At 60.5% G+C, this 19790-nt stretch carries 14 protein-coding genes and 1 pseudogene; 7 read left to right on the top strand and 8 right to left on the bottom strand.

From position 1 onward, the window contains the following. Nucleotides 1-206 precede the first annotated feature (206 nt). From phnF to phnN, 4 genes are all read left to right on the top strand, one after another. Nucleotides 207-932: a phosphonate metabolism transcriptional regulator PhnF gene (gene phnF / locus ACNA0I_RS23910; RefSeq protein WP_415808551.1), complete on the top strand. Its 726-nt coding sequence runs from the start codon at nucleotides 207-209 to the stop codon at nucleotides 930-932. Between the two features lie 85 nt (nucleotides 933-1017). After that, entirely contained in the window at nucleotides 1018-2217 is a 1200-nt protein-coding gene (locus tag ACNA0I_RS23905; RefSeq protein WP_415808523.1) for an alpha-D-ribose 1-methylphosphonate 5-triphosphate diphosphatase, read from the top strand. A gap of 94 nt (nucleotides 2218-2311) precedes the next feature. Continuing rightward, nucleotides 2312-3058 (top strand): DUF1045 domain-containing protein, encoded by a 747-nt coding sequence (locus tag ACNA0I_RS23900; RefSeq protein WP_415808522.1) that lies wholly within the window; start codon nucleotides 2312-2314, stop codon nucleotides 3056-3058. Nucleotides 3059-3144: 86 nt separating this feature from the next. Continuing rightward, the gene (gene phnN, locus ACNA0I_RS23895; protein ID WP_415808521.1) at nucleotides 3145-3759 is read left to right on the top strand and encodes a phosphonate metabolism protein/1,5-bisphosphokinase (PRPP-forming) PhnN; all 615 of its coding nucleotides are present in this window, start codon (nucleotides 3145-3147) and stop codon (nucleotides 3757-3759) included. Between the two features lie 90 nt (nucleotides 3760-3849). On the opposite strand, the gene ACNA0I_RS23890 is transcribed toward phnN, so the two are convergent. The 4 genes from ACNA0I_RS23890 to phnC all read right to left on the bottom strand — a co-directional run bounded on the left by ACNA0I_RS23890 (nucleotide 3850) and on the right by phnC (nucleotide 14195). Further along, nucleotides 3850-11124, bottom strand: coding sequence for an autotransporter-associated beta strand repeat-containing protein (locus tag ACNA0I_RS23890; RefSeq protein ID WP_415808520.1), 7275 nt, complete (start codon nucleotides 11122-11124; stop codon nucleotides 3850-3852). A 218-nt stretch (nucleotides 11125-11342) separates the two neighbouring features. Beyond that, nucleotides 11343-12137, bottom strand: coding sequence for a phosphonate ABC transporter, permease protein PhnE (gene phnE / locus ACNA0I_RS23885; RefSeq protein ID WP_415808519.1), 795 nt, complete (start codon nucleotides 12135-12137; stop codon nucleotides 11343-11345). Between the two features lie 198 nt (nucleotides 12138-12335). Then, the gene (gene phnD, locus ACNA0I_RS23880; protein WP_415808518.1) at nucleotides 12336-13319 is read right to left on the bottom strand and encodes a phosphonate ABC transporter substrate-binding protein; all 984 of its coding nucleotides are present in this window, start codon (nucleotides 13317-13319) and stop codon (nucleotides 12336-12338) included. Between the two features lie 33 nt (nucleotides 13320-13352). Next, nucleotides 13353-14195 (bottom strand): phosphonate ABC transporter ATP-binding protein, encoded by an 843-nt coding sequence (phnC, locus tag ACNA0I_RS23875; protein ID WP_415808517.1) that lies wholly within the window; start codon nucleotides 14193-14195, stop codon nucleotides 13353-13355. A 204-nt stretch (nucleotides 14196-14399) separates the two neighbouring features. Between phnC and ACNA0I_RS23870 the strand changes: the two genes are divergently transcribed. After that, nucleotides 14400-14801 carry a GFA family protein gene (locus ACNA0I_RS23870; protein WP_415808516.1) on the top strand — a complete coding sequence of 134 codons (402 nt, stop codon included), beginning with the start codon at nucleotides 14400-14402 and terminating at the stop codon, nucleotides 14799-14801. 386 nt (nucleotides 14802-15187) lie between these two features. Continuing rightward, nucleotides 15188-15457: a translation initiation factor IF-1 gene (gene infA, locus ACNA0I_RS23865; protein ID WP_415808515.1), complete on the top strand. Its 270-nt coding sequence runs from the start codon at nucleotides 15188-15190 to the stop codon at nucleotides 15455-15457. A 166-nt stretch (nucleotides 15458-15623) separates the two neighbouring features. Here infA and ACNA0I_RS23860 read toward each other — a convergent pair. From ACNA0I_RS23860 to mog, 4 genes and pseudogenes are all read right to left on the bottom strand, one after another. Continuing rightward, a pseudogene (locus ACNA0I_RS23860) lies at nucleotides 15624-15782 on the bottom strand (PIG-L domain-containing protein); the annotation flags it as partial. Continuing rightward, nucleotides 15781-16752 carry a peptidoglycan DD-metalloendopeptidase family protein gene (locus ACNA0I_RS23855; RefSeq protein WP_415808514.1) on the bottom strand — a complete coding sequence of 324 codons (972 nt, stop codon included), beginning with the start codon at nucleotides 16750-16752 and terminating at the stop codon, nucleotides 15781-15783. The pseudogene ACNA0I_RS23860 and the gene ACNA0I_RS23855, both read right to left, overlap by 2 nt. Continuing rightward, a complete protein-coding gene (locus ACNA0I_RS23850) occupies nucleotides 16743-17081 on the bottom strand; it encodes a hypothetical protein (protein ID WP_415808513.1) in 339 nt (112 codons plus the stop codon). The genes ACNA0I_RS23855 and ACNA0I_RS23850 overlap by 10 nt, the downstream gene beginning before the upstream one ends. Before the next feature lie 210 nt (nucleotides 17082-17291). Then, nucleotides 17292-17927 (bottom strand): molybdopterin adenylyltransferase, encoded by a 636-nt coding sequence (gene mog, locus ACNA0I_RS23845; protein WP_415808512.1) that lies wholly within the window; start codon nucleotides 17925-17927, stop codon nucleotides 17292-17294. A 170-nt stretch (nucleotides 17928-18097) separates the two neighbouring features. Here mog and ACNA0I_RS23840 point away from each other — a divergent pair, with 170 nt between their 5' ends. Then, entirely contained in the window at nucleotides 18098-19576 is a 1479-nt protein-coding gene (locus ACNA0I_RS23840) for an inorganic phosphate transporter (protein WP_415808511.1), read from the top strand. Nucleotides 19577-19790: the final 214 nt, after the last annotated feature.

The raw sequence follows: 19790 nt of genomic DNA, 5'->3' as shown, positions 1-19790 counted from the left end.
AAAAGGCGAAATGGCGTGCGCTTGTTATCTATACGTCTAGACGACTGGATGAAATATAATCTGGAACAGCGCTCAGTAAAACACCGGCGCGTGAATTTTTTATGACACGCGGCCCCGATGCGACGCTGGCATTACATCGGCTCGCGGCTGATGCACAATCATGGCCGTGCAACATGAAGCTGCCATTACGGGAACGGATTTTTAATATGGTCGAACGAGGCTCTGGCGTCGCTGTCTGGCGACAAATCGGCGAACTGCTGGCGGAAGACATCCGCAAAAAACTCTATGCTCCGGGTGAGCGCCTGCCGACCGAGCCAGAGCTGGCCGCCAAATTTTCGGTCAACCGCCATACCATCCGACGCGCCATGAGCGAATTGGAGCAAGGCGGATTAGTGCGCATTGAACAAGGCCGCGGGACCTTTGTGCAAGAGCATGCGATCGACTATGCCATCGGCCGCCGTACGCGTTTTTCCGAGAACCTGTTGAATCAAGGCGTGCTCGGCCATATCGAGGTCATAGGCTGCCAGAGCCTGCGCGCCGCGGACATCGCCCGGCACCTGGAACTGGCGCGCACCGCCCCGCTGCTGCGCGTGCAATCGCTGGGTAAAGCCGAAAATCGTTGTATTGACGTCTCGGACCACTACATCGACGAAAACCGTTTCCCCGATTTTGCCGATCGGCTGCGCACGCTGCGATCCATCTCGCGCGCGTACGCCCATTACGGGGTGACCGATTACACACGCAAATGGTCGCGCATTACCGCGATACTGCCGTCTGCCGAGGTCGCGCGGCTGCTGAGCCAGCCCAAAACCCGCCCGATCCTGCAAGTCGAATCGTTGAATGTGGACAGCGACGGCACGCCATTGCAGTACAGCCTCACACGTTTTGGCGGCGACTCGGTGCAACTGGTCATCGCCAACGACACGGCTTGAACCTCGTCCGCCAAATACCACGATCATCGCCCACAAAAATTCATCTAGACATCCAGTTGTCATAGTCGCTCGATAAGGTATGAGCATGAACTCGATACCCACCTCTTGCGCAGCGCTGACGGGCATTTCCGGACAGCGTTTACTGACACCCGCCGGCTTGGCCCGTGGCCGACTCACTTTTCACGACGGCCGTATCGCTGACACGAGCGGCTCGCCCGCCACGGGCGCGTCGTGGCTGGATGCCGGCAATTTATTGGTTTTGCCCGGCATCATCGATCTGCACGGCGATGCTTTTGAGCGCGCCATCATGCCCCGGCCCGGCGTGACTTTTCCTTATGATGCTGCGCTCCACGACGTAGACCGGCAATTGCTGGCCAACGGTATCACGACCGAGTTTCATGGTGTCACCCTGTCGTGGGAAGGCGGTTTGCGCGGCGAAACTTATGCCGAGCGGATGTTTGAATCGTTGGAACGCATGCAGGCCGCGATGGGGGCTCGGCACCACGTGCACTTGCGTTTTGAGACGCATCATATTGGTGGCGTCGAGATCGCGCAGCAATGGATACGTGCCGGCCTCGTCCAGTTTCTGGCGCTCAATGATCACCTGCCCGGCATGGCGCGCCGTCTGGGAGATGATCGCAAGCTTCTGCAATATGCCGACCGCGCGGAGTGCGACCTGGATACGTTTCAGGCGCGTATTCGCCAGGCACTGTCGTGCGCCAATGAGGTGGCCGACGCGATGCGCGATCTGACGCAGTGCGCGCGCTCGGCGGGCTTGAGTGTGGCCTCTCATGATGACCCCGACCCGACCACTCGTCGCTATTACCATCAACTGGGTTGCCGCGTCGCTGAGTTCCCGCTCACAACCGATGTCGCACGCCTGGCGCGTGACCTGGGTGATGCCACGGTATTCGGCGCGCCCAACGTCGTGCGTGGCCGCAGCCATACCAACGCGCCCAATGCCACCGAGATGATCCGCGCTGGCCTGTGCGACATTCTCACGTCTGACTACTACTACCCCGCGCCCTTGACCGCAGCGCTGCGTCTGGTTGAACAGAACATTCTTCCGCTGGAAAAAGCCTGGGACCTCGTCTCCGCCAACCCAGCCCGCGCGGCGGGACTGACTGATCGAGGATCGCTGGCGGCGGGACAAGCGGCCGACGCCATCATCGTGGATGACAGCGTACCGGGCCTGCCCCGCGTCTGCGCGGCGATTGTCGGCGGCGTGTTGCGTTATGCGGCACGTCGCTTTGACTCGACCGAGGCTGAGCGCCTCGCGGCGTAAATAAGATCAGCCATGCAAAGGCAATACTTGTAAATCAGGTTCATTCGATGCACGTAGACAACCGGCGCTTCACCATTCGAACACGAACATAGTCATGAGCCCTGCTTATCGTTATGCCTTATATCTGGCCCCAGTGGGCGCGTGGCGCGATTTAGGTCGTCGTTGGCTCGGTCGTTGCGAAGACACCGGCGCACTCCTGCCTCGCGTGCAGAGCGCCGATCCGCGCGTGGATGAATGGACCCGCGCGCCACGCCGCTATGGGCTGCACGCTACGCTAAAGGCTCCGTTTCGATTGCGCGATGGGCAAAACGCTGCCGCGTTGGACCAGGCGGTGCGCGCATTCGCTGCAAAACAAACGCCTTTCGGCATCCCGTTGCGACGCGAATCCCTGCGCGGTTTTCTGGCCTGGTGCATCGACGATAAACATGCCCTATCCCGAATGAACGCGCTGGCCAGTGCCGCCGTTGCCGACCTCGATGCGTTTCGTGCACCGCCCGAGCCTGCCGATCTGGCACGCCGCCAACCGCAACGCCTCAGCCCCGCACAACGCGAGATGCTCGATCGCTGGGGCTATCCCTATGCATTCGATACGTTTACCTTTCACATCACGTTGACGGGGCAATTGGACGACACGGCAATGCGTGAAGCGCAAGCCCAGCTCGATGTTCTGGAAAATGCTGCCTTGCGATGCCCTATGCCCGTCAATGCTGTCAGCCTCTACGTAGAGCCCGAACGGGGCGCAGACTTTGTGGTGGCGCGCCACTACGGTTTTGATGGCACAACGCGTGACGGGGCTGGCGCACCGCTCCTCGAGACGCAGGTTGATGCTCAGTACGCGTGAGTGCGACGACTCTGCCACAGCGCATCCGCACCTGCTCACCCACAGGCACGAAATGCGTACTCCGCCCCTAGCCAACACGAACAAGCATGGACCCTATCTTCATCGCACCAGCGGCCGCACCCTCAGTCACCAAGGAGGCACAGCGCGGACAACGGCTGCTTTACCTCATGGGCGCTTCCGGCAGCGGAAAAGACACGTTGCTGCGCCATCTGCGCACCACACTGCAACCTGACGAGCCTGTACTGGTCGCGCACCGTTATATCACTCGGCCCAGCAGTGCGGACGAATCCTCGGTCGCATTGAGCAACGCCGAGTTCCAACGCCGCATCGATCTGGGTTGTTTCGCACTGCACTGGCATAGCCATGGTTTGCATTACGGGATCGGCATCGAGATCGATACGTGGTTGGCGGGTAACGCCGTCGTCATCATCAACGGTTCGCGCGCGCATCTGGCCTTGGCTCACGCGCGCTATCCCCATCTGACAGCCATCGAGGTCACGACCCATCCCGACGTCTTGGCCGCGCGTCTGCGCCAACGTGGCCGCGAAACGCTGGCGCAGATCCAGGCGCGCCTGGAAAAAGCGGTGCAGCCCTACCCCATCCCGGCCACCTGCTCCGTCAGCTCGCTGCCCAACAATACCGCGCCGGAAGACGCCGCCAGGCAATTACTGAAAATCGCGCGCAGTCTGCTGCCGGCCTGAGACTGCATCAGTACGCCGATGCGAGACGCACTGGCGAAAAAAACCCGCATGTCGAATGACATGCGGGCCACGACAGCCAACCCTATCGGATCAATATCGCATCCGCAGACCGACGGTACCGCTATAGCTGTAGCTTTCGCCGAAATTTTCCAAGCTGGTCTTGGCCATCACTTCTCCATACACAGCATACTTGTCGTCGGCCCAACTATACGTGGCGCCTGCCCCGAGCCCCGCAGCGGCTCGATCATCGGAACTGGCGATCCGGCCACCTGCCACCCGGACGGCCGTACCGTCGAGCATTTCGTAGTACAGGTTGGCAATGCCGTAGACGCTGCGTCGATGGACGACCTTGCCCATCGCGTCTCGCACCACATCCTGATGATCTGCCGCCACGCCTACACGTCCCAGCAAGCTGTCGCCGCTCTCCAGCGAAACCCGCGCACCGTAGGGATCGGTAAAGCTGTCGAAGTCTACCGACGAATACTGCAATTGCGCTTGCGGCGTCACGCCCCATCCGTTGCCGAACCCAATACGTTTGCCGGTCTCCACGCCCAACGCGTAGCCAAAGCCGTCGTTATCCTTGGCCAGGCCGCGGCCCAAGGTGCGGGATGACAAGGTGCTGCTGAACCAGCTCAGTTTCGCCTGACCGTCCACGTAAACGCCGTTGTCATCGTACCACGTGAGCGACGTGCCTAAACTGTAGGCATCGGCGTTGATCCGGCCCTTGCCGTAGAACGAATCGACACTGGACGACGCATTGCCATACTGCGCATTGACGCCACCGACCAGACGTCCACCCTGGCTCTCGGCCAAGGAGTGATCCACGCCCACCTGAATTTTGTACTGGTCGGTGTGGGTAGTGATACCGGTAGCGGAGTGTTTGGGCTCGAAGCGGCTGTTCACGCCCTCCACGCGTGCCCACGCACCGTCTACGGGACCAGACCGCGTGTACTGGCCTGCAGCCTCGGACGGCGTCGTACTGTCACCCGAATGCCCATACTGATTGCCCACGCGCTCCTGCAGAGTCGGCAAGCCATTCAGGCCGAGTAGCACGGACGGATATGCCTCGTAGACGGGCACACCGGGCTGATACAGCGGGCCCGATGAGGGGGGTTGCGGATTGTTGCCGCCCCCGGAGGGCAGCAGTGACGAGCGCAGGTACCAGTCGCCATCATCAGGCGTGCTTATCCCGTCTTTCTGCAAGGTGTAGGCATACGCGCCGGCAACGACGGCTTGCTGCCCCTGTATGACGTAGTCTCCCGTCAGCGAGAAATCGCCAGCGGAGTTTCCGCCTACATCGATCAGCTTGATACCCTCGACCGTCTGCGCACCGACGCCGCCGTCATTGATTACACGCACGTTGGTGGTGCCCGAGGTGTCGCCGGTGATCACCAATCTATCCGTTGGCGAGTTGTCACCACCCAACGCCGCTTCCATCTCCAGCGTGCCGCCAGCGCCCACGTAGTTCCCTGCAATCGTCAAGGTGCCGATCGAATTGCCTGGGGCCACCGTGCCGTTGTTGGTCGTGTCGCACACCGTGCCGGTCCCTTGCAGCCGTCCGTCCGCGCCGACGTTCATGCCGCCACAAAGGCTGCCGTTGACCGCCAGCGTGCCGCGCTCGATGATGGTCGTGCCCGTGAATCCAGAGCTGTTTGCCGTCAGTGTGGTCTGGCCTGAACCGATGTGCCGGATTTGCCCCGAACCAGCGATCAAGCCGTCAAACCGCTGCGTATCTGAACGATTGAAAGCCAGCGCCGCGCGATCGGCAATGTCGACATTCCCCAGAATGCTGCCAGTGGTGCCGCCATCGCCCAGCTGCAACGTGCCATGCGTGATGCTCGTCCCTCCACTGTAGGTATTCCCGCCCGTCAGAATGGTCGTGCCGCTTCCGCGCTGGATGACCGACCCGGCGCCAGTAATCGCGCCATTGAACGTCGCGTTATTGGACCGGTTAAAGGCAAGCGCCCCATCCTCGGCAGTCGTCACTTTGCCGGTGAGGCTGCCGCGCTCACCACCGTCGCCGAGTTGCAAGACGCCCTTGGAAATGTAGGTGCCGCCGCTATAGGTGTTCTCGCCTGTGAGCGTCGTCGTGCCGCTGCCCTGCTGTGTCACCGATCCCGCACCGCTGATCGTGCCGCCCAGCACAAACGCGTCATCGGAACGATTGAAAACCAGTCTGGCATCGTGGGCGGTCGCTACGTTGCCCGTAATGCTGCCGGCCGCGCCGCCATCGCCCAGCTGCAGCGTGCCTCCTCGTATCGTGGTGTTGCCGGCATAAGTATTGGTGCCAGTCAGCACCAATGTGCCGCGATCGGTTTTCGTCAAGCCGCCCGTTCCGGTCAGCGCCGACGCGATCGTGGCCGTCACGTCTGCGCCCTGAATACCGCCTGCCCCGGTACGTATGATCGTCTCCTGGTGCGCCAGCCCGATCGGACCGCCCTGGATTTGATACCCGTCGTTGGCGAACTGCATGCCGGAAACCGAAACGCCGTCGTTGTTCACCGTCACCGTGCCGGCTTGGCCTTGGAACACTGCGAAATTGCCGTTGATCCACTGACCGTTCTCGCTGCCGTCCCCGTTGGTCCACGCCGAGTTGCCGGTGCTCCACGTACCATTGCCACCATCTACGACGTTGTTGTCTTGATTCGCCGGATCTGCGCCATCCCAAAAATGCAGCGTAACCCCTGTCGTGTTGATCAGATTCACTTCATTGGCCTGAGCCGTTTGCACAGTGAGGCCGGCGGGATCTATCCCAGCCGGAACGGTGCCGATGTCCAGGCCGTGGTAGACCATGGTTCCGTAATTGAACAATCGATAGATACCGGGGCCGAAGCCGCCCAGATCGGAAATATTCAGTTGGCCGTTCAGTTCCAGATGGCCTTTTACATCGAATAGCCCCGCGCTCTCGGGCGCGCCGAGCTCGACGTTAATCATCGCACGACCGCCAAACAACAGGCTGTCCTCGAATGTCAGTACCTGGCCTTGCCGCCCCAACAGAATGCCGTCTCCGGAGAAGACCGCCGCGCGTATGACCCCCGTGCCGCCTAGCGTGGCGCCCGCGTCGACCGTGATCACGCCGTGTGTGCCATTGGCCATCAGCGTGCCCGCTAGAACGCCTATGGGCTGGCCGTAGCCGCTATTCCCGTTCAGCGTGAGGACGCCAGCGCCGGCCTTGGTCAGCAGACCGCTGCCGGACAGCGTGCCGTTAAGCGTCAGAGCATGAGCGGTATTGAACGTACCGCCACCCGGTGCGAGCATCACGTCGCGCGCCATCGTAAAACTGGCTGTATTGACGAAGGTCCCGTTGTTCAATGTCAGCGTGCCGGCAGGCGCACCCAGATTATCGTCTGCGCCAACGGCCAGCGTGCCCGCATTGACGGTCGTACCGCCGCTATAGGTGTTTGCGCCCGACAGAGTCGTGATACCGGTGCCCTGCAAGACCACCGAGCCCGCGCCGCTGATTTCACCATCAAAAGCGACGTTATCGGAACGGTTGAACATCAGTACGCCATTATTGACGACATTGCCCGCGATGCTGCCCGTCGCCCCACCTGTGCCGAGTTGCAGCGTGCCGCTCGAAATCGTCGTGCCGCCGCTATAGGTGTTTGCGCCTCCAAGTGTAAGCGTGCCTGCCCCGCTTTTGGTCAGTGCGCCGGCGCCTTTAATCGCCTGCGTCACCGTGCTGATGGTGCCCTCCTCGGTCGCAATCGTACCGTTGCGTGCGGTAATGCTGACAGCGCGATTCGGCGATAGCGTGATCCCGCTGTTGAACTGGAGCGTGCCGCCGTCCAGGGTAAGCGCTCCTCGGTCGTCGCCCAGCGCGCTGTCGGTGTTTTCTGCGTCTATGCTGATCGCGATCGCGCCATTGGAAATGGTCGTACCGCCGAGATAGCTATTGCCGCCCGTCAGGGTTGTAGTGCCGCTTCCCAGCTGCGCCACCGAGCCGCTGCCGCTGATGACACCGTCGAACGTGACATTATCGGAACGGTTGAAAGCCAACACGCCGTTATTGGTCACGTCGCCTGCAATGGCGTCCGTTGCACCGCCATTGCCCAGTTGCAGCGTGCCGCTCGAGATGGTCGTTCCACCGACATAGGTATTGTTGCCCGTCAGCACCAAGGTGCCTAAGTCAGTTTTGGTCAAGGTGCCGGATCCTGACAACGCGGAATCTATGATAGCTGTGAAGGTGGCCCCTTGAGCGCTGCCATCCCCGACGCGGATAGTGGCCGGCGCACCGTCAATGTTGATCGCCCCGCCCTGGATACGATAGCCGTCAGTTGCAAACTGCATACCCGACACCCCGATACCGCTATTGCTGTCGACCGTGACGGTGCCGGGTTCGCCTTGGAATATCGCGAATTGGCCGTTTACCCAAGATCCGTTAACGACGCCATCCGCCGCGGTCCAGTTCAGATTCGAACTATTCCACGTCCCGTCACCGCCATCGACCGCGCCGTTGTTCTTGTTAGAGTCCGCTGCGCCATCCCAGAAGTTGAGCGTCACCCCGGTGTCGTTGATCAAATTGACTTGGTTAGCCACGGCTGTCTGCACTTGAATCTTTGCGGCATCCGCGCCGGTAGGAACTGTGCTGACGGTCAATACGTTGTCGGTCAACGCACCGTCGTAGTTCATCAGCCGATAAACGCCCGCGCCGAAACCACCGAGATCAGAAACGTTCAACTGGCCGTCGAGCACGAGGTCCCCCTTTACCTCGAACAGACCGGCAGCCTCGGGCGCACCCAGGGCGACATTAATAAAGGCGCCATCATCAAGCGTAAGATCGCTGCCGAACGTCAACACTTGTCCCTGGTGTCCGAGCAGCGTGCCATTCGAGTTAATGGTGACCGCACCCAGCACCGTCCCCACACCGCCCAGCGAGCCGCCAGAGGCGACGGTGGCCGTTCCACCCAGCGTGCTGTTGACCATCAGCGTTCCCGCCTGTACTTGTGTGTCGCCGCTGTAGTCGTTATTGCCGGCCAAGGTGAGAACGCCAGCGCCGGCTTTGGTCAATGGACCGCTGCCGGAAAGCGAGCCGGTATGGACGAGCGCCGCAGCGGTGTTGAACGTACCGCCTCCGGCCGACAGGGTGACGTCGCGCGCTGTCGTAAAGCCGGCTGTATTCAATAACGTCCCGCGGTCGAATGTCAGCCCGCCCGACGCCGCGCCGAGATTGTAATCGGCCGTGACGCTCAGTGTGCCGACATTGATCGCCGTTCCGCCGGTATAGGTATTGGCGCCGGTCAGGGTAGCGGTACCGCTGCCCTGCTGGACCAACATACCGTCGCCGCTGATCACGCCATCAAACTGGAATGCATCATCGGATCGATTGAGAGCAAGCACACTGCCGGCGCTGATGTCCACGTAGCCTTTGATATGCCCCGTCGCGTTGCCGTTGCCCACCTGCAGTACGCCGCCGGTAATTGTGGTGCCCTTATATTGGTTATCGCCGGCAAGGATAAGCGCACCCGCACCGCTTTTCGTGAGCGTGCCCGCGCCCGTGATCGCCTGCCCCACAGTGCTGGTCGTGCCCGCCGCTGTCGAAATCGTACCGTTGCGCGTGGTGATGCTGATCGCGCGAGTCGGCGACAGATCGATACTGCTGTTTAGCGCGAGCGCGCCGCCGTCCAACGTGAGCGCTCCCCCGGCGTCGCCCAGCGCGCTGTCTGCGCTGATGGCAATCGCACCGTTCGAGATGATCGTACCGCCGCGATAGCTATTGTTGCCGGTCAGCGTCGTGGTACCACCGCCCAGTTGCGTCACCGAGCCGCTGCCGCTGATGGCGCCGTCAAACGTGACGGCACTGGATCGGTTGAAGACCAGCTTGCTGTTATTGGTCACGTCGCCGGCAATGCCACCCGCCGCCTCGGTGCCGTCGCCCAGCTGAAGCGTGCCGTCGGAGATGAGCGTTCCGCCAGTATAGGAATTCGTATTCGTCAGAATTGTCGTGCCGGTACCCTGTTGAGTCACAGAGCCTTCACCGCTGATCACACGATAATAAGTAACCGTATCGGATCGGTTGAAAGCGAGCTCCCCGCCTGCTTGGACGTGGACGCCGCCCTGGATGTCACCCGTATTTCCGCCGTCGCCGAGTTGCAGCGTGCCGCCAGCGATCGTTGTGCCCCCCATATAGGTGCTATTGCCGGTAAGCGTCAGCGTGCCTGCGCCGCTTTTAGTCAACGCGCCACCACCGCCGATGCCTTGACCGATCGTGCTGGTTACGCCGGCCACTGTTTCAATCGTGCCGGTGTTCGCGGTAACGTTGATCGCACGGCTTGGCGACAAGTCGACACTGCTGGTTAATTGCAGGGTGCCACCGTCTAGCGTGAGAGCGCCGTTGTTAGCGCCCAGCGCGCTATCTTTATTGACGGCAAGCGTGCCGCCTGAGACCGTCGTGCCGCCGGTATGGGTGTTGTCCCCCGTCAGCGTGAGCGTGCCGGCCCCGGTTTTGGTCACCGATCCGGCGCCGCTCACCGTGCCTGAATAGGTGGCGTCGTCTGGCTGCGCAAAGACCATTTTGCCGCCAGTAGCGCCATCGTCGGCGACCATAGCAATGTCACCCAACAGGCCTTGTGCGCTTGTTTCGAAGGTGGCGTCTGCGATGATTTGCACCGAGCCGATGGCTTTGCTGTCCCCCGTCAGCACCAGCGTGCCAGGACCCACCTGGATCGATATCAGAGAGCCATCATCATTCTCGGCGATGTTTCCGGACATCGTCCACGTGCCTGGTCCCTTGGCGAAGAGCGTTTGAAAATTCTTGACGTTGCTCGTCAAGGTGTCTTGGGAGTTGATATCCGAGCCTAGAAACAACTGATTGTTGCCCTGGCCTCCGTCTATATCGCCGGTGATTTTCGAGCCCGGATCGAGATCGAGATTGTCGTTGCCCCCTGCGAAGATCACGCTGCCATTGATGACCCCAGTGAAATTGTTATTGAACTCCACGTCGATATCGTGCGCGCTGCCGATAACGCTTCCGAGAGAGCCATCGCTGTTGATAACGCCCGTCGTTATGGTGCCGTTATTGTTGATTACGTTCTTTGTCGAGCCTGACCCAGTATCAAACCAGATCGCCGGCATCTGATCGCTGGAGAGCGTGCCGCTATTGGTGATGGTATTACCACCGCCGATCACGTTGACCGCTTTTGTCTGCTGCCCCGTCACCGAAACACTCGCCCCGGTCGCGATGCTCAAGTTGCCGCCGGCCCCGACCTGGACCGTCGTCGTCGTGGTGCCGGTGCAATTTACATCATTTCCATTCACGTCACAGTTGGCATTCGCCTGCCGGCTGAACATGCCACTGGCCAAAGCCACACCGATCAATACAGCAAGCGGCCGCATACGCAGGCCAGCGGGGAACTTAGCACCCATTATGTCGTCTCCAGTTGCACAGTACGGCACGGGAGATCCGTTCTCCGTTCCGTGAGCATAGGTAACAATGGGGTGAGCTGTAGTTCCGTCCTATTTACAAAAACATATCCCGCTGGGATGCGCACAGGGCGGACGCCAGCGGGATACGGGTATTTTGACCAATTCCTTTATTGACAAGGATCGGCTTTAACGCGTAGGGGGCGTGCCCCCCACTCGAACTAAATCAACGCCTTGCGGATACGCGCCGACAGCAGATCGATCACCACGACAAAGGCCACGATGATGATCATCACCGCGCAGGTTTCGGCATATTGAAAACTGCGGATGATTTCCCACAATACCGTGCCGATGCCGCCTGCACCAACGATACCGACCACCGAAGCCGAACGCACATTCGACTCAAAGCGGTATAACGCAAATGAAATCCACAGCGGCAAGACCTGGGGGATGACGCCGTAGACAACTTCTTCGACCGCATTGGCGCCCGTCGCGCGCACGCCTTCCACAGGACGCGGATCAATAGCCTCCACGGCTTCTGCAAACAGCTTTGCCAACACGCCCGTCGTATGCACCCACAACGCCAGCACCCCGGCGAAAGGCCCCAGTCCCACCGCCACGATGAACAGCATGGCGAACACCATTTCGTTGATCGCGCGGCAAGCATCCATCAAGCGTCGCATAGGCTGATAAACCCAGGCCGGCACAATATTCGCCGAACACAGCAGACCGAGCGGCACCGCGACCACGATGGCGAGAAAAGTCCCCCACAAGGCGATTTGCACCGTGACCAGCATCTCGCTCAAATACATGCGCCAATCGCGGAAATTCGGCGGAAAGAAATCCGCGGCATAGGCCGCCATATTGCTGGATTGCGTCACCAGGTCCATCGGACGCATGTCCGCGCCGCGCCATGACAGCATCAATAGCGCCAACACCACCGCCCACACCAACAAACTGGGCAAAGAAGACCGCGCGGCAGCGCGATGACGGGCAGAGGACAAGACAGCGCTCATAAGAAGAATATCCGGTAAAAAATCCGTACACGAGAAAATCGAGTCAATCGACTCTTATAGGCAGGTTCGCCTCAACATCTATTCGCGAAGTCCGCGAAGCAGGCACATCGTCCACCTGCGCAATGCCATCAGACCGCATCGCCATACTTCTTCGCGCGCACCGTGCCTGCACGTGCAGGCCGGTGCACGTGATACCCATTACTGTTGTTTAGCAACCAGCTTGTCCAGTTCAGCCAATTGACGATCCAACTCGGCTACCTTGGCTTTCTTGTCGGCCTCGCTCAGCGTGGTGTCGCGCTCGATGCCGAGCTTGGTTTTAGCCAACTCCATCTGACGGATCGGCACCAGTTGCGCATTGCTGGATGAGCGGAAACCCTTGTAGGTCAGGTTGGCCAGAATCTTCTGCTGGCGCTCGGCGTCGGGGCCCGTGCCGTAGTTCACAAAGAACGCCTGAATCCGCTGTTTGATGTCCGCGGGGACGTCGCTGCGCACGACCATGGGATCGGCGGGAATCAACGGCGACTTCCACAGGATACGCACCGACTCGGTCGCGTCTTTGCCGGTATTGCGGCGATAACGCTCCAGCATCTCGGTGTTGTTGATGGCCACATCGACTTGCTTGTTGATCACAGACAGCAGGTTGGCTTCGTGGTTGGCAGCGCGCACCGATTTGAAGAACGTCTTGGGCTCGATGTGATTGGCGCCCCACAAGAAATAACCCGGCACCAGCGTACCCGAGGTCGAGTTGGGATCACCTGCGCCGTAGCTCAGCTGTTTGCCGTTTTTCAGCACGTCGTCCAGCGTCTGCAGGTTGCTGTCTTTGTTGACCAGCAGCAAAGACCAGTAACCCGGGTTGCCGTCTTTGTCGACGACGGAGGCGAATACCTCGCCCTGCGCGCGGTCTACCGCCTCCATGGCCGACTTGTTGCCGAACCAGCCCAGCTGCACTTTGTTAAAGCGCATGCCTTCGATGATGCCTGCGTAATCCGAAGCGAAAAACGGTTTGACGGGCACGCCGATCGCCTTGCTCAGATCATCGATCAACGGCTGCCAGGCGGCTTTCAGATTGGTGGACGATTCGGTGGAAATAAAACCGAAGTTCAGCGGCTTGACGTCTTGTGCCCACGCGCCGGACGACAATGCCGCCGTCGCGGCGAGAGCAAGAAAAGTTCTGCGTAGCATGAGTAAAAACTCCGTGAGGGAATAGGATGCAACTCAGGCCGCGGCCGCCAAGGGCCGTGGCGTAATCAAAGCGGGCTGCGCAACTGGACGCTCGTTTTCTTGGGGCAGCAATTCCGCAGCGTCGGCGCCATACAACTGATGCAACATGGTTTCCGTCAGTGCCGCAGCGGGGCCGTCGTACACAACGCGGCCGTGGCGCAGCGCCACCACCCGCGGGCAATAACGCAACGCCACATCGACCTGATGCAACGACACCACCACCGCCACTTTGCGGGTGCGATTGATATGCGCGAGCGTGTCCATCACACGGCGCGAAGACTCCGGATCGAGCGAAGCAATCGGCTCATCGGCCAGGATGATGCGGGCGTTTTGCACCAAAGTGCGGGCGATCGCGGCGCGCTGCTGCTGTCCGCCAGACAGGGTCGATGCACGCTGAAAGGCATAGTCGTCTATACCAACTTGGGCCAATGCATCGAGCCCGGCCTGCACTTCATCGCGGCGAAAATAACGCAACAGACTGCGCCACGTCGGCACGCGCGGCAACATACCGGTCAACACATTGGTAATCACCGGCAAGCGGCCCACCAGATTGAACTGCTGGAAAACAAACCCGATCCCAGCACGCACGCTGCGCACCCGCGTATTGATCCGGCCATCGCGCTGTACGGCCTGCCCATTGACGATGACATGGTTGTGGCCACGATCAGCCGCCACAAAACCCGCCATATGGCGCAGCAATGTCGATTTGCCCGAGCCGGAGGCCCCCAGTAATGCCACCATTTCGCCAGGCGCGACGGTCAGATTGACGTCGTCCAACGCCTTGACGCCCTCGCGGAAAGACTTGCTGAGGCCGCGCACCTCGATCGCATAGGTCATAGGAAATCCCCTTATCGAACCATTGGCGGCATTCTGTGCAGCGGCGGTGACAGGGTGATGACTGAAGAAAGACTGCCGACGCCCCGAAAACAGTGACGTAGAGGGCTTTTGCAACCAAACCGTCATGTAGCAATGACCGCGCCTCTGGCGTCCTGACCCAAGCCCAGGTATATATTAGGGTTCCTACTCATCCCGGAGCGTTCCATGTTGAAAGGTTCCTGCTTGTGCAGCCGTGTCGCCTACGAAATCACCGGCCCGCTGACTCAAGCCGTGAATTGCCACTGCGTCATGTGCCGCAAGGCTCATGGCTCGGCCTTTCGCACCCGCGCCACCGTGCAAGCCAAAGACTTTGCCTGGACGCGCGGGGAGAACCATGTCACCTGGTATAGCTCATCGCCCGGCAGCTATCGAGGATTTTGCAGCGCTTGCGGCACGCCGCTGCTGTCGCGCTTTGACCAGACTCCGGAAATCTATGGCTTGCCGCTGGGCGCGCTGGATGACGATCCCGGCATCAAGGCCACGAGCCATGTGTACGTCGCCAGCAAGGCGCCGTGGCACGACATCAAGGACGATTTGCCCCAATACCCGGAAGCCGGCCCTGCCTAGCCGGAAACGAAATACGGGAAAACCCTGGTCAAATAGCCAGGATTGGCGTATTATGTCTAGTTGTTCTGTGTATAAAGTCCCTGCCAAGGCATAATCCCCGACGAGGCATCGGTATTATCAAGCACAGCCCGCACTACCCCGCTTCTTCCGGTGACGCGCATGTTGCACGGCATCGCGACCAAGCCGCGCCTCGCGCGCATGTTGCCCCAGTGGCATGAGTACCCATCCCGGGTTCCGCCAGGAAATCCGGCCTGTACCCGAACCCGCCGGGACATGTTTATGTTCCATCGCGGCCCAAGCCTGCTTGGGCCCCCGCGTTTGCCGCCTGCGGGCGGCGCGTATGTCGTGACCCGACCTGCGTGCGCATCGACCTAGGAGAGTCATACATGGCAAAAGAAGAACTGATCGAACTAGACGGCATTGTTGACGAAGTGCTGCCTGACAGCCGCTATCGCGTCACCCTGGACAACGGCATCGAAGTCGGCGCTTACGCCTCCGGCCGTATTCGCAAACACCGTATCCGTATCCTGGCAGGCGACCGAGTCACCCTGGAAATGTCGCCCTACGACCTGACCAAGGGCCGCATCAATTTCCGTCATAAAGACGAGCGCGCGCCCAGCACGCCCCGTCCTCCGCAACGCAATTATCACCGTTAAGCATCACCGATCACCATTGCGTCCAGGTTGACGACTTGTTCGTTCCCTCGACGTGATCTTGATCGCTGGTGGACTCAGTGATGCTCGTCCCTAGCGCGCATCACACTTGCCATCACCCCTGTGATGGCGCCTCACTCATGCGGCGGCGCGTCCCTGTGCCCACCGCTCAGGCCAGTTCCCCAGTCACCTGAGGGAACACGCGCTGATAGGCCTCGGCATAGCGGATCTTCCGGTCCGAGTTCCGCGAGGCCTGCGCACCACGCTGCAATGCCACGCGCGTGTAGTATTCCCACAGGTGCTCCTGCGCCGCCATCAATTCAAAACTATCGGGCGGACGACGACGCGCCGATGAAGATTGCCGGATCTACCCGTGCATCGTTCAGACTGACGTTCCAGTGCAAATGGGGCCCTGTGGCGCGCCCCGTAGAGCCGACTTTACCAACCACGGCGCCGCGTGCGACCTCGTCGCCGACTTTGACGTCGATCGCCGACAAGTGGCAGAACATGCTGATAAAGCCCTGCCCGTGATCGACAAAAACCGTGTTGCCGTTAAAGAAAAAATTCCCGACCAGAACGACACGCCCGGCTGCCGGTGCTTTCACCGGCGTTCCGGTAGGCACGGCGAAATCCAGGCCGGAGTGGGGATTGCGCTCTTCGCCATTGAAAAACCGCCGCAATCCAAAGGGGCTGGACAAACGGCCCCCGGCCACCGGACGATCCAGAATCACATTGCTGGGCGTCACGCCATCGCGATAGATGCGATAGGCGGAAACTTGCTCCTCAAGCTCGCGTTCAATGCGTTTCAGATCATCGGGATTGGGAGATACCTGCCGTTTGTTTTTCAGCGTGATATGCTGCGCGGCGTATTCCTTGGTCCCGACATTGAACTGAGCCGCAGGGCGGCCCTGCACTTGCAACGTTTGTGTCCCGGTTTTGGTGCCCAGAGGAATCCCGACCACGGCGATCCATTGTTGATCGCTGTCGCGAATGACCATGACACGATGGCCATTGAAGCTGGCCTGAGGGGCTTGATCTGCAGTCCCCAAGGGCACCACAGCCACGCCGCCTGGCACAGGCACATTGAGCGTGCGGCTGATGTAGCCCTGCGCCTGAGCCACCGACGCGCTGCAAACCGCAGCCAACAACGCCACCTGGCTAGCCAGACGAGCAAACCGTTGCAGGATAGTGCGGCGGCCAGGCAACTGACGAGTCGCCCCTGCCTGCGTTGTGCGGCTCTTCCTATGCCGAACCACCCCTTGCATCATCGTGCGGTAATTCACCATGTTTACAGGCACAGGTTCGCAGCCTCGGCCAACGCGGTGCTCGCGCGTTGAATGCGCGTCGAGAGACTCGCGTCGGTCTTGCCTTTCCATGTCGTCGCCGTCAGCACAGCCTCAACGCCCATGGAGCCCTGCACGACCAGCTCGTAGCCATTACGCACCGGCTGCCGCTCGGCGTTCGTGCCCTGCCCCTTCCAGGCGGACTCCACGCATTGCACATACTCCTCTGCCGGACGCGCTGTCGATCCATAAAACACGGGGTCGCGTGCAGTGATGTCTTTGACCGAAGCACAACCCGCGAGGGCACCGACACAAGCCAGGAGCACAGGGACTTTCACATTCATGACACAGTATTCCAAGAAAAAACAGGACCCGGGCAACTATAGCGCAACACATGCCGCACGGTCTGCACGCAGTCGACACATGACGCGTCGGGTATGCCCGCAAGGTCATGGCGTATCGCACCGACCGGCAATCGTCGAGCCGCAAGGCAGGCGGCCCGGCCGGGGCTCACAGCGCCACCGATCGCGAACCGCCTCGCTTTGCGAGCGGACTCAGGCAACGGGCTTGCGCAATGCCGACTTGGGTCGAAAGACTTTCACCACGGATTCATGCGCTTCCGAATACGGCCCGCCAATCAGATCGATGCAATAGGGTACGGCGGCAAAAACGCCCTGCACCACCACGCCACCCGACGCATCGCGAAGGCCTTCGAGGGTTTCGCGAATGGCTTTGGGCTGGCCGGGCAGGTTGATGATGAGTGCGGCATGGTCCGCCGTTTCCCGGATCACAGCGACCTGCCGCGACAAAATCGCAGTGGGAACGAATTTCAGGCTGACCTGGCGCATTTGCTCACCAAAACCCGGCATTTCCTTGGTGGCCACCGCCAGCGTGGCCTCTGGCGTGACATCGCGGCGGGCCGGACCGGTGCCGCCCGTCGTCAAGACCAGATCGCAGCCCACCACATCCACCAACTCAATCAACGCGGCGGAAATGGCTGCGGCATCGTCAGGAACCAGGCGTTCGGACGCCTGCCAGGACGAAGACAGCGCCGTCCCGAGCCAATCCCGCAAGGCAGGCAGGCCCTCGTCCTGATAAACACCGGACGAGGCGCGATCGGAAATCGAGACCAAGCCCACCAGGAGGTCGTCGGAATGGCGGCGGGCGAGAGGCTGGGCAGAGGTGGACATGGCAGCAGGCAGGGAAAAAAGGAAGAAAGAGCGATGCTATCGCATTATGGAGACCGCCCCCCTGTTACAACAAATCTGGTCCCCTTCGCCCATTCAGAGGTGCAGTCAGTTGCTGGTCACAAATCTGCAATAATTGCGCCTACGCTCACCGCCCCAACTACCCCCCTCCCATGTTTCATCTCTTCTCTGGTCTGGATTTCTGGATTGGCGTCAGCCTGGTGCTGGCCCTGACGTTCGTACTGGCCTTCGAATTCATCAATGGCTTTCACGACACCGCCAATGCCGTCGCCACCGTCATCTACACCAAGGCCATGCCGCCGCATCTGGCTGTGATGCTGTCGGGGATTTTCAATTTTCTAGGCGTATTACTGGGTGGCGTCGGCGTTGCCTATGCCATCGTCCACTTGCTGCCGGTCGAACTGCTGATCAATGTCGACACCGGCCGCGGGCTCGCCATGGTGTTTGCCATGCTGGCAGCTGCCATCGCCTGGAATCTGGGCACGTGGTATTTCGGCATCCCGGCGTCCAGCTCGCATACCTTGATCGGCTCGATCCTGGGGGTAGGCCTGGCCAATGCCCTGATGACCGATCTGCCGATCGCCGCAGGCGTCAATTGGGGCAAGGCCATCGACATCGGCCTGTCGCTCGTCGCCTCGCCCATCGCGGGTTTTCTGGTCGCGGGTTGCCTGCTGCTGCTATTCAAGCGCTGGTGGCCTGCCTCCAAAATGCACAAAACGCCGGAGCAGCGCCGCGAACTCGACTCAAAAAAGCACCCTCCCTTCTGGAATCGTCTGATTTTGGTGCTGTCGGCCATGGGGGTGAGTTTTGTCCACGGATCGAATGACGGCCAAAAAGGGATAGGCCTGATCATGCTGGTGCTGATCGGCATCGTGCCCGCGCAGTTTGTGCTGAACGAAAACAGCACGTCCTATCAGATCGACCGTACGCGCGATGCCGCAACCCACCTCAGCGCGTTTTATCTACGGCATCAACCCACCCTGGATGACTTCCTGGCCATCTCCAAGAACAAGAACGAAAGCACGGATCTGCCCGAACAGTTTCACTGCCATCCGCAGTTGACGCTGGCCACGATTGACGCTTTGCAAAACGATCTGCAGGGTGTCACACACTACGACGAACTCTCACCCGAAAAACGCATCACGGTGCGCCGCTATCTGCTGTGCCTGGACGACACGGCCAAGAAAGTCGCGGCCCTCGATGGTCTGGAAAGCCGCGATCGCGCAGACCTGCATCGACTGCGCGCGGACCTCACGGCCACTACGGAATACGCACCGCTCTGGGTCATCGTGGCAGTCGCCCTGGCCCTGGGGATCGGCACAATGGTGGGCTGGCGTCGCGTCGTGCTGACCGTCGGCGAAAAGATCGGCAAACAAGGCATGACCTACGCACAAGGCATGTCGGCACAGCTCACGGCCGTGGCGGCCATCGGTATGGCTAACGTATTCAGTTTGCCCGTTTCCACAACACATGTGCTGTCGTCCGGGGTAGCGGGGACGATGATTGCCAACAGAAGCGGCCTGCAGGGCAGTACCGTGCGCAATATCCTGCTGGCCTGGGTGCTGACCTTGCCGGCTTCGATGCTGTTGGCGGCGGCGTTATTCTGGATCGGCGTGCAGATTTCGGGGTAACCGAGAAACACGCAGGATAAATTATTCAGGGTTTCGTTCACGACTCACAGTAGCAGGAGCGCCTATCCTTGGATGCTGCTGTCTTGAGCGTGGAACATTACGCGAGCCGGGCATCGCTGGACAAAGGCCATGCCGGCCCGTAGAGCCCGCCGAACCTGCCTTGTCAGGCGGGGGGCAGTCGGCTGGGCATGTTTGAGCGNAGCGAGTTTGNGCC

The organism is Bordetella muralis (assembly GCF_965139205.1).
Taxonomy (GTDB): domain Bacteria; phylum Pseudomonadota; class Gammaproteobacteria; order Burkholderiales; family Burkholderiaceae_B; genus Bordetella_A; species Bordetella_A muralis.
The sequence above is the reverse complement of the archived record's forward strand: the minus strand, read 5'-3'. Positions and strand labels throughout refer to the sequence as shown.

Excerpts from the sequence above, each read along its gene's own strand:
- phnE (WP_415808519.1), bottom strand. The coding sequence starts at position 12,137 with ATGAGCGCTGTCTTGTCCTCTGCCCGTCATCGCGCTGCCGCGCGGTCT.
- ACNA0I_RS23870 (WP_415808516.1), top strand. The coding sequence starts at position 14,400 with ATGTTGAAAGGTTCCTGCTTGTGCAGCCGTGTCGCCTACGAAATCACC.
- ACNA0I_RS23840 (WP_415808511.1), top strand. The coding sequence starts at position 18,098 with ATGTTTCATCTCTTCTCTGGTCTGGATTTCTGGATTGGCGTCAGCCTG.
- phnD (WP_415808518.1), bottom strand. The coding sequence starts at position 13,319 with ATGCTACGCAGAACTTTTCTTGCTCTCGCCGCGACGGCGGCATTGTCG.
- phnF (WP_415808551.1), top strand. The coding sequence starts at position 207 with ATGGTCGAACGAGGCTCTGGCGTCGCTGTCTGGCGACAAATCGGCGAA.
- ACNA0I_RS23850 (WP_415808513.1), bottom strand. The coding sequence starts at position 17,081 with ATGAATGTGAAAGTCCCTGTGCTCCTGGCTTGTGTCGGTGCCCTCGCG.
- ACNA0I_RS23905 (WP_415808523.1), top strand. The coding sequence starts at position 1,018 with ATGAACTCGATACCCACCTCTTGCGCAGCGCTGACGGGCATTTCCGGA.
- phnC (WP_415808517.1), bottom strand. The coding sequence starts at position 14,195 with ATGACCTATGCGATCGAGGTGCGCGGCCTCAGCAAGTCTTTCCGCGAG.
- infA (WP_415808515.1), top strand. The coding sequence starts at position 15,188 with ATGGCAAAAGAAGAACTGATCGAACTAGACGGCATTGTTGACGAAGTG.
- ACNA0I_RS23900 (WP_415808522.1), top strand. The coding sequence starts at position 2,312 with ATGAGCCCTGCTTATCGTTATGCCTTATATCTGGCCCCAGTGGGCGCG.
- ACNA0I_RS23890 (WP_415808520.1), bottom strand. The coding sequence starts at position 11,124 with ATGGGTGCTAAGTTCCCCGCTGGCCTGCGTATGCGGCCGCTTGCTGTA.
- phnN (WP_415808521.1), top strand. The coding sequence starts at position 3,145 with ATGGACCCTATCTTCATCGCACCAGCGGCCGCACCCTCAGTCACCAAG.
- mog (WP_415808512.1), bottom strand. The coding sequence starts at position 17,927 with ATGTCCACCTCTGCCCAGCCTCTCGCCCGCCGCCATTCCGACGACCTC.